This is a genomic window from Pseudomonas sp. NBRC 111139 (assembly GCF_001753955.1).
Lineage (GTDB): Bacteria > Pseudomonadota > Gammaproteobacteria > Pseudomonadales > Pseudomonadaceae > Aquipseudomonas > Aquipseudomonas alloputida.
Window position 1 is genome coordinate 94,018 of the sequence record NZ_BCBP01000027.1, and the last position, 12,558, is coordinate 106,575.

The 12,558-nt window shown below is 62.9% G+C and carries 11 protein-coding genes; 7 read left to right on the forward strand and 4 right to left on the reverse strand.

Going from position 1 to position 12,558, the window contains the following annotated elements:
* Positions 1-38 precede the first annotated feature (38 nt).
* Positions 39-314: a DUF1145 domain-containing protein gene (locus tag BJQ17_RS10245; protein ID WP_003254892.1), complete on the forward strand. Its 276-nt coding sequence runs from the start codon at positions 39-41 to the stop codon at positions 312-314.
* 122 nt (positions 315-436) lie between these two features.
* Here the strand turns inward: BJQ17_RS10245 and BJQ17_RS10250 are convergent, their stop codons facing one another.
* Positions 437-901 (reverse strand): CopD family protein, encoded by a 465-nt coding sequence (locus BJQ17_RS10250; protein WP_003254890.1) that lies wholly within the window; start codon positions 899-901, stop codon positions 437-439.
* 98 nt (positions 902-999) lie between these two features.
* Here BJQ17_RS10250 and dinG point away from each other — a divergent pair, with 98 nt between their 5' ends.
* The 5 genes from dinG to pdxH all read left to right on the forward strand — a co-directional run bounded on the left by dinG (position 1,000) and on the right by pdxH (position 8,481).
* On the forward strand, positions 1,000-3,144 hold the full coding sequence (gene dinG / locus BJQ17_RS10255) for an ATP-dependent DNA helicase DinG (protein ID WP_003254889.1): 2,145 nt from the start codon (positions 1,000-1,002) through the stop codon (positions 3,142-3,144).
* 79 nt (positions 3,145-3,223) lie between these two features.
* Positions 3,224-5,458, forward strand: coding sequence for a beta-galactosidase (locus tag BJQ17_RS10260; RefSeq protein ID WP_060538669.1), 2,235 nt, complete (start codon positions 3,224-3,226; stop codon positions 5,456-5,458).
* A 133-nt stretch (positions 5,459-5,591) separates the two neighbouring features.
* Positions 5,592-6,737: an EstA family serine hydrolase gene (locus BJQ17_RS10265; protein WP_003254887.1), complete on the forward strand. Its 1,146-nt coding sequence runs from the start codon at positions 5,592-5,594 to the stop codon at positions 6,735-6,737.
* 99 nt (positions 6,738-6,836) lie between these two features.
* Positions 6,837-7,814: an OmpA family protein gene (locus tag BJQ17_RS10270; RefSeq protein WP_003254886.1), complete on the forward strand. Its 978-nt coding sequence runs from the start codon at positions 6,837-6,839 to the stop codon at positions 7,812-7,814.
* Between the two features lie 19 nt (positions 7,815-7,833).
* Positions 7,834-8,481 (forward strand): pyridoxamine 5'-phosphate oxidase, encoded by a 648-nt coding sequence (gene pdxH, locus BJQ17_RS10275; protein ID WP_003254885.1) that lies wholly within the window; start codon positions 7,834-7,836, stop codon positions 8,479-8,481.
* 39 nt (positions 8,482-8,520) lie between these two features.
* On the opposite strand, the gene BJQ17_RS10280 is transcribed toward pdxH, so the two are convergent.
* Positions 8,521-8,754, reverse strand: a complete 234-nt coding sequence (locus BJQ17_RS10280) for a hypothetical protein (RefSeq protein ID WP_003254884.1) — start codon at positions 8,752-8,754, stop codon at positions 8,521-8,523.
* Positions 8,755-8,901: 147 nt separating this feature from the next.
* On the opposite strand from BJQ17_RS10280, the gene BJQ17_RS10285 reads away from it, so the two are divergent.
* Positions 8,902-9,366: a glycine zipper 2TM domain-containing protein gene (locus BJQ17_RS10285; protein ID WP_003254883.1), complete on the forward strand. Its 465-nt coding sequence runs from the start codon at positions 8,902-8,904 to the stop codon at positions 9,364-9,366.
* A 69-nt stretch (positions 9,367-9,435) separates the two neighbouring features.
* Here the strand turns inward: BJQ17_RS10285 and nhaA are convergent, their stop codons facing one another.
* Positions 9,436-10,629, reverse strand: a complete 1,194-nt coding sequence (gene nhaA, locus BJQ17_RS10290; protein WP_029380530.1) for a Na+/H+ antiporter NhaA — start codon at positions 10,627-10,629, stop codon at positions 9,436-9,438.
* 293 nt (positions 10,630-10,922) lie between these two features.
* Positions 10,923-12,530, reverse strand: coding sequence for an NAD(P)/FAD-dependent oxidoreductase (locus BJQ17_RS10295; RefSeq protein WP_003254881.1), 1,608 nt, complete (start codon positions 12,528-12,530; stop codon positions 10,923-10,925).
* Between the last annotated feature and the right edge of the window lie 28 nt (positions 12,531-12,558).

The window sequence follows — 12,558 nt, forward strand, 5'->3', positions numbered from 1 at the left end:
GGCCACCTCGACATGACAACTCTCTATAGGGGCGTGGTATGAAGTTCATCCTGGGCCTGGGCAAGGTCCTGACGGTCGCTTTCTGGGGGGTGGTGCTGTTCAATCAGCTGATGCCACAACCCTTGCCCTTCAATCTGCTGATCAATGCCGCAGGCATCGTCTTGTTTGGCCTGCACCTGCTAGAAGTGCTGTTTTTCAATCGCAGCCTGCGCGGGCGCAGTCACCGCTGGTTTGACCGTTTGCAAATCCTGCTGACGGGTATCTTCCATGTCATGTCCATTCCCCGTCCGCGGGAGGCGCCGCGGGTGAACTGATCTTGCAGCGCCTCTGATGCTCACTGCGATCCCTTGCCGGAGCGGGCTTGCCCACGAACACCGGCAACGCCGGCGCCATGCACCGTGGCACCGGCTTCGCTGCAGGTTGCACGCAGCGCCTGTCAGATGACCAGTCGCGAACTGGCCACCGCCACCACTGCCAGCCCCAGCAGCAGATTGATCCCCACCATCCGCCGAATGCGCCCCAGTACCGCCGCACCCGTCGGCCAGTCCTCGGCCTGCACCGCTGCCTTCAATTCCGGCAGCAGCAACGCCTGAATGCGCATGAACAAGGCAAACATGGCGATCCCGCCACCGATCATCACGTGCACGTACCGGGGCGCCGTCTCGAAACCGCTGAAGCGCATGTGCAACATGCCGATACCACTTATCGCCAAAATCGCCACCGCCAGCCAGACCCAGCCGAAGAAGCGTCGGAAAACTTCCACCCACAAGCGCAGGCGGGCAGGCCCTTCAAGGGCTGCAACCGTTGCCGGGCGCAGCACCAGCCAGGCGAAGAACATGCCGCCGACCCATACGAGTGCGGCCAGAACATGCAGGGTGTAGGGCAGGGCAAAGGCGAGCATTCGGATCTCCATGCGGCAGAAAGGGCAATAGCGGGGTATGATAGCCGCCCCATGCGAAACACTGAAAATATATCCAGCCCTCCGGGCGCCTGCAGACCATGATCAGCAACGAACTCAAAGCCACTATCCAGGGCGCCTATTCGCGTTTTCTCGAAGCCAAGAGCCTCAAGCCGCGCTATGGGCAGCGCCTGATGATCGCCGAAGTGGCCAAAGTGCTTGGCGACATTGCCTGCGACGATGAAGGCCGCCGCGCTGGCGAGCCTGCCGTGGTGGCCGTGGAAGCGGGCACCGGTACCGGCAAGACGGTAGCCTACAGCCTGGCGGCCATCCCGGCTGCCAAGGCCGCCGGCAAACGCCTGGTGATCGCCACGGCCACCGTGGCCCTGCAGGAACAGATCGTCTTCAAGGACCTGCCCGACCTGATGCGCAGCAGCGGCCTCAACTTCAGTTTCGCCCTGGCCAAGGGCCGTGGCCGCTATCTGTGCCTGTCCAAGCTCGACATCCTGTTGCAGGAAGGCCACGCCCAGTCAGCCACGGCTCAGTTGTTTGAGGAAGAAGGCTTCCGCATCGAAGTCGACGAGCGCAGCCAGAAGCTGTTCAACAGCATGATCGAGAAGCTTGCCGGCAACCGCTGGGACGGTGACCGTGACAGCTGGCCAGAGGCCCTGGAAGACCAGGACTGGGCACGGCTGACCACCGACCACAGCCAGTGCACCGGCCGCCACTGCCCCAACTTCCAGCAGTGCGTGTTCTACAAGGCCCGCGAAGGCATGGGCAAGGTCGATGTGATCGTCACCAACCACGACATGGTCCTGGCCGACCTGGCCCTGGGTGGCGGTGCAGTGTTACCCGACCCACGCGATACCATGTACGTGTTCGACGAAGGCCATCATCTGCCAGACAAGGCCATCGGCCATTTCGCCCATTATTCGCGGCTGCGTTCCACCGCCGACTGGCTGGAACAGACCGCCAAGAACCTGACCAAATTGCTGGCCCAGCATCCGCTGCCCGGCGACCTGGGCAAGTACATCGAGCAGGTGCCGGAGCTGGCGCGAGAAGTACGCACCCAGCAGCAGTTCATGTTCACCCTTTGTGAACAGGTGGCTGACTTCCGTCCCAGCGAGGACACCGAAGGCCGTGAGCGCCCGCGTTACCGTTTCGAGGGTGGGGTGGTGCCGGAGCAGATTCGTGAAGTGGGCATCGAACTGAAAAAGGGCTTTGCCCGCCTCAACGATCTGTTCACCCGCCTGGCTGACCTGCTCAAGGAAGGCATGGACGGCGAGGTCAATATCGGCATCGCCAGCCATCAGGCCGAAGAGTGGTATCCGCTGTTCGGTAGCCTGGTCACCCGTGCCCAGGGTAACTGGGAGCTGTGGACGGCCTTCACCGCCGAAGACCCGGAAGACAGCCCGCCCATGGCGCGCTGGCTGACCTTGGCCGAAAGTGGCGCGCTGTTCGACATCGAAGTCAATGCCAGCCCCATCCTCGCCGCCGATATGCTGCGGCGTAGCCTGTGGAGCGTGGCCCACGGCGCGCTGGTGACCTCGGCGACATTGACCGCGCTGGGCAAGTTCGACCGTTTCCGCATGCGCTCGGGGTTGCCGCGCGACGCAGTCACCTGCGTGGTGCCCAGCCCGTTCGTGCATGGCGATGCCGGCCTGTTGCGGGTCCCCGACCTGCAGGCCGACCCACGCGATGCAGCAGCGCACACCGCGGCGATCATCCGCGAGCTGCCGAACATCGTCGAGGATGCCCGTGGCGCGCTGGTGTTGTTCTCGTCACGCAAGCAGATGCAGGATGTGTTTGACGGTCTGGACCGTGACTGGCGCAAGCTGGTGCTCATCCAGGGTAACCTTTCAAAGCAGGAAACCCTGAACAAGCACAAGGCGCGGGTCGACGATGGCCAGCACAGCGTGCTGTTTGGCCTGGCCAGCTTTGCCGAAGGTGTCGACCTGCCGGGTGCGTATTGCGAGCACGTGGTCATCGCCAAAATTCCCTTTGCTGTGCCCGACGACCCGGTCGAAGCTGCGCTGGCCGAGTGGATCGAGGCACGTGGCGGCAATCCGTTCATGGAAATTGCCGTGCCTGACGCCTCGTTGAAGCTGATCCAGGCCTGCGGCCGCCTTCTGCGTACCGAGCAGGATCGCGGCGTTATCACCTTGCTTGACCGGCGCTTGGTCACGCAGCGCTACGGCAAGGCTATTCTCAATGCGCTGCCGCCGTTCCGGCGGGAAATTTCCTGACCGCCGGAGCACTTGCGCCGGCGCATTGTCCATCACCCGTCTTGGGCCCATCAGGGCCCTGAAGGAGAGCCCCAGCCTTATGATCCGCCGCACCCTGCCCGCCGTATTCGCCTTGTTGTGCAGTTCGCCCTTGCTGGCCGGGCAGCAGACGCTGTTCAGCTTCGTGCGCCCGGCTTCGGTGGTTAATGTGGCGACGGTGGATGCCGGCATGCCGCAGTACAACGCGGAACAAACGGCCGAGGGCGAGGTGTTGCGGCGTGTGGTGTTCAACCCGGCCCAGCAGCCGACCCTACGCCTGAGCCCGCAGAGTGGGGTGTGGGACTGGTCCGCTGGGCAGTTCCTGACCTTGCGCCTGCAAAGTGCCATGGACTGGGCATTGACCGTGGATGTCACCGTGCAAGGCAGCGATGGCCGCACCTTGACCAGCCGTATCGACCTGCCCGCGGGGCCCGCGCAAACCGTGCTGGTGCCCCTGACGGCCAGTTCGCCGCTGGACCAGGGCATGCGCGCCGGCCCGCCGATGCCCTGGAACCATGGTGGTCAGCGCCTCCTTTTGACCAGCAGTGCCGGTGCAGTCGACCTCAAGCAGGTGACCTCGGTCAGCCTGAGCATCCCCAGCCCCAAGGTGGCGCAGAGCCTGCTGATCGAGCGTGTCGGTATCCAGGATGACGACCAGGCGTACAGGGCGGCCTACCACGAGCTGATTGATGCTTATGGCCAGTCGACTCGCGGTAACTGGCCCGAGAAGGTATCCAGTGACGAGCAGCTCAAGGCGGCCGATACCCGTGAACAGCAACAGCTCAAGGGCTGGTTGGCAGAGCGCGGCAAGCAGCAGCTGGACGCTTACGGTGGCCTGGTGGGCGGTCCGGCCTTTGCAGCCAAGGGCTTCTTTCGCACTGAAAAGCGTGATGGCCGCTGGTACCTGGTAACGCCGGATGGGCACCCGTTCTATTCCCTGGGGGTAAACGCCGTGGCGGCAGACGGCGGGCGTACGTATGTCGCCGGGCGCGAAGGCATGTTCAAGGCCTTGCCCGCTGAGGGCGATGCACTGGCCGCGTTCTATGGCGAAAGCAACAACGACGATGGCAATGCCTCGTCGCAAGGGCGCAATTTCAAGCAGGGGCGCTGGTTCGACTTCTACGCCGCCAACCTGCAGCGTACCTATGGCAAACCCTGCCCGCCCGCAGTGGAGGGCCAGCCAGCCAGCTGCGCGCCGCCGGTACTGGATGCCGACCGCTGGCAGGCGCATGCGCTTGACCGCCTTCAGGCCTGGGGGTTTAACACTATTGGCAACTGGAGCGAGCCGGCGCTTGGCCAAGCCAGACGCATGCCGTATACCTTGCCGCTGTCGATCGTAGGCGACTACGCCAGCATCAGCACTGGCATGGACTGGTGGGGCCGCATGCCCGACCCGTTCGACCCGCGTTTTGCCATGGCCACCGAACGTGCCGTGGCCATCGCCGCGCGTGATCACCGTGACGACCCTTGGCTCATCGGTTACTTCGCCGATAACGAACTGGCCTGGGCAGCCCCTGGAAGCGACCCCAAGAGCCGCTATGGCCTGGCCTACGGCACCTTGCGTCTGACCACCGACGTGCCAGCCAAACGCGCATTCCTCAAGCAGTTGCGCGACAAGTATCGCAACCAGGAAGGGTTGTCCAAGGCCTGGGGCATCGAACTGACCGCTTGGGAACTCATGGAAGATCCTGGCTTCGAGGCGCCGTTGCCTGACCCGGAGCACCCGGAAATCGAACGTGACTACCAGCACTTCCAGCGGGTATTTGCCGAGACCTACTTCAAGACCATTTCCGATTCGTTGAAGTGGCATGCGCCCAATCACATGCTCCTGGGTGGCCGCTATGCGGTCAGCACACCGGAGGCGGTCAAGGCCTGCGCCGAGTTCTGCGATGTTCTGAGCTTCAACTTCTATACCCTCAAGCCGCAGGACGGCTACGACTTTGCCCGCCTGGCGGAGCTGGACAAGCCGGTGCTGGTGTCCGAGTTCCAGTTCGGCTCGCGTGATCGCGGGCCGTTCTGGCCGGGGCCATTGGAGCTGGCGCGGGAAGAGGATCGCGGCCCGGCCTACGCAAACTTCCTCAAGGCGGCCCTGGCGCAGCCGATGATCGTTGGTGCGCACTGGTTCCAGTACCTCGACCAACCGGCCAGCGGTCGCCTGCTCGATGGTGAGAACGGCCACCTTGGGCTGGTGGCGATTACCGATATGCCCTATCCAGGGTTTGTCGATGCCGTGCGCAAAAGCAATCTGCAAACCATGAACCAACTGCGTGCCGAGCTGGAAAAACCGGCCCCTTGAGATCAGGCAGATGCAGTCAACCCAGGTGAGAGCGGCCTTGTGTCGCGACCACTTGGCCCAAGCCTGTTTGCAAAACACCCAACTACTGAAACAATGCACACCTTTTTGGATATGGTCGTACGGAGAGCAGCGGGTGCAGATCCAGGGTCACTATGAGCTGAAGTTCGAAGCTGTGCGCGAAGCTTTTGCCGCACTGTTCGATGATCCCCAGGAGCGTGGCGCCGCGCTGTGCATCCAGGTGGGTGGCGAAACCGTCGTTGACCTGTGGGCTGGCAGTGCCGACAAGGACGGCCAGCAGGCCTGGCACAGCGATACCATCGCCAACCTGTTCTCCTGCACCAAGACTTTCGCGGCTGTTACCGCCCTGCAGCTGGTCGGCGAGGGCAAGCTGGCCCTCGATGTCCCGGTGGCCAACTACTGGCCCGAGTTTGCCCAGGCGGGTAAGCAGTCGATCACCTTGCGTCAGCTACTCAGCCACCGTGCCGGCTTACCGGCCATACGCAAGCTGTTGCCGGCTGAAGCCTTGTATGACTGGCAGTTCATGGTCGATGCCCTGGCAGCCGAGACACCGTGGTGGACGCCTGGCACAGAACACGGCTATGCCGCCATCACCTATGGCTGGCTGATCGGCGAGCTGATTCGCCGTGCCGACGGCCGTGGCCCTGGCGACTCGATCGTGGCCCGCACCGCCCGCCCATTGGGGCTGGATTTCCATGTTGGCCTGGCCGACGAAGAGTTCCACCGCGTGGCGCATATCGCCCGTGGCAAGGGCAATGCTGGAGACAGTGCAGCGCAACGCTTGCTGCAGGTGACCATGCGCGAGCCTGAGGCACTGTCGACCCGTGCCTTTACCAATCCGCCCGCGATACTGACCAGCACCAACAAACCGGAATGGCGGCGCATGCAGCAGCCAGCGGCCAATGGCCATGGCAACGCACGCAGCCTGGCAGGGTTCTATGCCGGGCTGCTGGACGGCAGCCTGCTTGAATCCGAACTGCTCGATGAGCTGACCCGCGAGCATAGCCTTGGCCAGGACCGTACCTTGCTCACCCAGACCCGTTTCGGCCTGGGCTGCATGCTCGACCAGCCCGATGTGGCCAATGCCACCTTTGGTCTCGGCGCCCGCGCCTTTGGCCACCCCGGTGCCGGTGGTTCAGTCGGTTTTGCCGACCCGGAGTACGATGTGGCCTTCGGTTTTGTGGTCAATACCCTCGGCCCTTACGTGCTGATGGACCCACGCGCCCAGAAACTGGTACGCGTCCTTGCCAGTTGCCTTTGATCGGGTAATGCGGGTATTGCCACACCCCTTTGACTATCCTCAATGCCAACGCCTGAAGTTCGTAGGCAAAATATCTTTCTATTTCATGGTGTATCGCTGATGTCTTCACATAAAACCTTAGCACTCGCCCTGTGCCTGACCGCCGTTACCGGCTGCGCCAGTCACTCCCCGGACGGCTCCAAGGAAGGTGGCTCCAGCTGGTGGCCTTTCGGTTCGGACAAGGTTGCCGAGCAGGAAGTGAAGTCAGCCGTCACTGAAAACGTGGCCAAAGCCGATGCCAAATCCGAAAGCTCCAGCCGCTGGTGGTGGCCGTTTGGCGGTGACGACAAGCAAGCCAAGGGGCCGGTGGTACCGAAGATCGATCAGAAGGCCACGCAGGCCTGGCTGGACGAATACGAGCCCAAGCTGCGCGAAGCGATCAAGGACAGCAAGCTGGAGCTGGAGCGTCGTGACAATGTGCTGGCGGTAACCCTGCCGGTGGACAGCTCGTACAATCCCGATCGCCCGAACATGTTGCTGCCCATGTCCCTGGGCCCGATCACCCGCGTCGCCAAGACAGTCGAAGGCGACCCCAAGACTGCCGTACTGGTACTGGGCCATGCCGACAGCAGCGGTGCCGCCGTTGCCAACCAGAAGCTCAGCCTGGAGCGCGCCGCTTCGGTATCGGCCATCTTCCGCCTCAGCGGCCTGCAGCGTGACCGCCTGACCCTCAAGGGCATGGGTTCGGTGATGCCGCGCGCTGCCAACGACAGCGCCGAGGGGCGCGCCCTGAACCGCCGCGTGGAAATGTTGCTGACCCCGCAAAACACCATGGTCGCGCTGCTGGCCAAATACCAGCAGGCCGCCCCGGCACCCGTCCCGGCCTCGATGGTGGCGGTGCAGGATGCCAAGGCACCCGCCGCCAAGGCCGCTGGCAGCAAACCGGCCGTCAAGGCTGCGGCGAAGAAACCTGTAGCCAAGGCCAAAACGCCTGCGAAGACTGCAGCCAAGAAAAAAGCTGCGCCGGCCAAGCCTGCCGCCAAGAAAGCTGCCGTTGACAAGAAAGTAGCTGCCAACAGCCCTGCGAAGACCAACTGATCGTCAAGGAACCGCAGTAATGACCCAATCCCTGGCCGATATGCGCCGCGACTACACCCGTGATGGCCTGGCCGAAGCCCAGGCACCAGGGGAGCCGTTCGCCCTGTTCCACCAGTGGTTCGCCGATGCGGTGAAAACCGAGCAGGTACCGGTAGAAGCCAACGCCATGACCTTGGCCACGGTGGACGGCGAAGGTCGCCCGCATTGCCGTGTTTTGCTGTTGAAGGGGCTCGACGAGCAGGGTTTCACCTTCTTCACCAACTATGACAGCGCCAAGGGCCAGCAACTGCAAGCCAACCCCTTTGCGGCAATGACCTTCTTCTGGCCGGCCCTGGAACGTCAGGTGCGCATTGAGGGCCGGGTGCAGAAGGTCACGGCGCAGGAGTCGGATGCCTACTACCAGGTACGCCCGCTGGGCAGTCGCCTAGGGGCTTGGGCTTCGCCACAGAGCCGCGTGATTGCCGGGCGTGAAGAGCTGGAGGGCCTGGTTAAGGCCACCGAAGCGCGTTTCTCCGACACCCAGCCGCACTGCCCTGAGCATTGGGGGGGATACCGTTTGTTGCCCGAGCGCATCGAGTTCTGGCAGGGGCGGGCAAGCCGCCTGCATGATCGTTTGAACTATCGGCTGGTGGATGGGCAGTGGCTGCGAGAGCGGCTGGCGCCCTGAGCAACTGGGGCCGCCAAGCGGCCCCAGCCATTGATCAAGCTACCCCGGATAACCTGCCGCCTCGCGCTCCAACCACCCCGCCAGTTGCTTACGCCCCACCTTCTCCTGGCGCGCCTGCGCCAACCTTTCCAGCATGAACGCGCGTTTTTCAGGATCGGCCCCTGCCAGCGACAACGCCAGGTCGCGGTCCATCCAGCGGCGCATGCGCACATACAACCACCAGTGGAAATACAGTCCCGTAACGGTGGTGACCACGACGATGAAGTAATCCATGGCTATTCTTGGTCTCACTTGAAAGGCCTTCGACACAGCCCGGCAGGCTGTACCCCGGCTGAATGAAAACAATTTTATTACGTTTGTACCGTGACAGCCGTCAATGTGCAGCGTCTAATGAGCACCTGACTTATGGAGACTTTACCCATGCGTAAATCCGCTTTGCTGGTGGCGACCTTTACCACCATGTCGCTGCTGCTGGGGGGCTGTGCCTCGAGCTTGACCGGTGACAGCTACTCTCGTGACGAAGCCCGCCGCGTGCAAACCGTGCGTATGGGTACCATCGAATCCCTGCGCCCGGTCAAGATCGAGGGCACCAAGACCCCGATTGGCGGCGGTGCCGGTGCCATTGTGGGTGGCGTAGCCGGCAGCGCCGTGGGCGGTGGTCGTGGCAGCATCGTGGCTGCCGTGATCGGTGCCGTGGCCGGTGGCTTGGCGGGTTCCGCAGCAGAAGAAGGCCTGACCCGTACCCAAGGTGTCGAAATTACCGTTCGTGAAGATGATGGCAGCATGCGCGCCTATGTGCAGGCCGTGCAGGAGAACGAAGTCTTCCGCGTTGGCGAGCGCGTGCGCATCATGACAGTTGACGGTACCAGCCGCGTTTCGCACTGACCGTAGCGCAGTAAAACAAAACCCCGACATGGCTGCTGCCAGTCGGGGTTTTTTCATGCTTCAGCCAAGTCAGGCAACGCTGGTTTTGCGGCTGGCCATTGCGGTGACGGCGTAGCCGATCACCGCGGCAAAGAACGAACCAGTAAGAATACCCATGCGGTCCATGCCGGCATACTCACTGCTACCCGGGGCGAAGGCGAGCGAGCCTACGAACAGGCTCATGGTGAAGCCAATGCCGCAGAGTATCGCCACCCCCAGAATTTGCCCCCAACCCGCACCCGCAGGCAGCGCGGCCAGGCGCAGCTTGACCGCCACCCAGGTCAGGCCGAAAACCCCCACGGTCTTGCCCAGCAACAGGCCGACCGTGATGCCCATCGGCACGGGGTGGATGAAGCTGTCTACGGTCATGCCTGCCAGCGAAACGCCGGCATTGGCGAAGGCGAAAATGGGCAGGATGGCATAGGCCACCCAAGGGTGCAGGGCGTGTTCCAGCGCCAAAAGAGGTGACGATTCAGCATTGCGTGTACGCAGCGGGATGCACAGGGCCAGGGCGACACCGGCCAGAGTGGCGTGCACGCCACTTTTGAGCACGCAGACCCACAGGATCAGGCCAACGATCATGTAGGGCCCGAGCTTGACGACGCCAAGCCGGTTCATCGCCACCAGTACCACCAGACAGGCCGCAGCCAGCAGCAGCGACACACTCGACAGGGTGCCGGAGTAGAACAGGGCGATGACAATGATCGCACCCAGGTCGTCGATGATCGCCAGGGTCATCAGGAACAACTTCAGTGACACCGGTACGCGCTTGCCGAGCAGGGCCAGGACGCCGAGGGCGAAGGCGATGTCGGTGGCGGTAGGGATCGCCCAGCCTGCCACGGCTGCAGGGTTGTCACGGTTGATGAACCAGTAGATCAGCGCTGGCACCACCATGCCGCCCACGGCTGCGGTGGCAGGCAGAATCACTTGTGAGGGCTTGGACAGGTGACCGTCGACCACCTCGCGTTTGACCTCCAGGCCGATGAGCAGGAAGAACAGGGCCATCAGGCCGTCGTTGATCCACAGTAGCAATGGCTTGGCGATGTTCAGCGCGCCGACCTGGACGGCGACGGGTACGTCGAGCAAGCCGCCGTACAGGTAGGACAGTGGCGAGTTGTTGATGATCAGGGCCAGAACGGCGGCGGCGATCAGCAGCAGCCCGCTGGCGGCTTCGAGCTGGAAGAAACGGGTAAACAGGCTACGCACGGGCTGTAGGCCCTCCATGAGCAGTTTACGAAGGGTGCGGGCGTACACCCTAGCCTGTAGAGATATGCTTTCAAACAAAAGACATATTCGTTTTTGTTATATGTTGTTGCTGACAGGCCTGGGGCAAGCCTAGATGGATTTGGGGAAGGATGGGGGAAGTCTGGAGTAGGTGCTGGAATAGCTGGAGTAGGTGCTGGAATAGACTGATGCCGGACCGGGCCCTTTCGCGGGTAAACCCGCTCCTACAGGGGACCATTGTTCCGTGTAGGAGCGGGTTTACCCGCGAAGAGGCCCTGTCAGTCGATAAAGAGTCAGAGGCCGAGCATATCCCGCGCCACCGCCTCTGCGATGCGAATGCCATCCACACCGGCTGACAGGATCCCGCCCGCGTACCCGGCCCCTTCACCCGCCGGGAACAGCCCTTTGAGGTTCAGGCTCTGGTAATCCTCACCGCGGGTAATCCGCAGTGGCGACGAGGTACGCGTCTCGATCCCGGTCAACACCGCATCATGCAGGTTATAGCCCTTGATCTGCCGGTCGAACGCCGGCAGTGCCTCCCGAATCGCCTCGATGGCGAAGTCCGGCAGGCTCGGCGCCAGGTCACCCAAGGTCACGCCCGGCTTGTAGGACGGCTCGACACTGCCCAGTGCGGTCGAGGGCCGGCCGGCGACAAAATCACCCACCAGCTGCGCCGGGGCCTGGTAGTTGCTGCCGCCCATTACATAGGCGTGCGCCTCCAGGCGCTCCTGCAGTTCGATACCGGCCAACGGGCCACCCGGGTAGTCGCGCTCGGGGTCGATGCCGACGACGATGCCGGAGTTGGCGTTGCGCTCGTTACGCGAATACTGGCTCATGCCGTTGGTGACGACCCGCCCAGGCTCGCTGGTGGCCGCGACCACGGTGCCACCCGGACACATGCAGAAGCTGTATACCGAGCGGCCATTCTTGGCGTGGTAAACCAGCTTGTAGTCGGCGGCACCCAGTTTCGGGTGGCCGGCGTACTTGCCCAGACGTGCCTTGTCGATCAGCGTTTGCGGGTGCTCGATACGGAAGCCCACCGAGAACGGCTTGGCTTCCATGTAGACACCTTTTGCGTGCAGCATGCGGAAGGTGTCGCGGGCGCTGTGGCCCAGAGCCAATACCACATGGCGAGAGTGCAGCTGCTCGCCGCTTTCGAGCACTACACCGGTCAGTTGGCCATCTTCGATCAACAGGTCGGTGACCTTCTCCTGGAAGCGCACGTCGGCCCCCAGGGCGATCATGTCCTGGCGCATCTGTTCGACCATGCCGGTGAGGCGGAAGGTGCCGATGTGCGGCTTGTTGATGTACAGGATTTCGTCTGGCGCACCGGCCTTGACGAATTCTTCCAGCACTTTGCGGCCGTGGTGTTGCGGGTCCTTGATCTGGCTGTACAGCTTGCCGTCCGAGAAGGTACCGGCGCCGCCTTCACCGAACTGCACGTTGGACTCAGGGTTGAGCACGCTTTTACGCCACAGGCCCCAGGTGTCCTTGGTGCGCTGGCGCACTTCCTTGCCGCGTTCGAGGATGATCGGCTTGAAGCCCATTTGTGCCAGCAACAGGCCGGCAAAGATGCCGCACGGGCCGAAACCGACCACGATCGGGCGCTCCTGCAGGCCTGCCGGGGCCTGGCCGACAAACTTGTAGGTGACGTCTGGGGCTGGGCCGATGTTGCGATCATCGGCGAACTTGCTGAGCAGCTCGGCTTCGTTGCTGGCTTCAAGGTCGATGGTGTAGATGAACAGCAGTTCGCTGTTCTTCTTGCGCGCATCGTAGCTGCGCTTGAACAGGTTGAAGCTGAGCAGTTGCTCGTCGCGGATGCCCAGGCGCTGGACGATGGCTTCGCGCAACGCTTCGTCGGGATGGTCCAGGGGCAGCTTCAGTTCGGTGATTCGTAGCATGGCAGGGTCCAGTATCCCGGCCATGGGC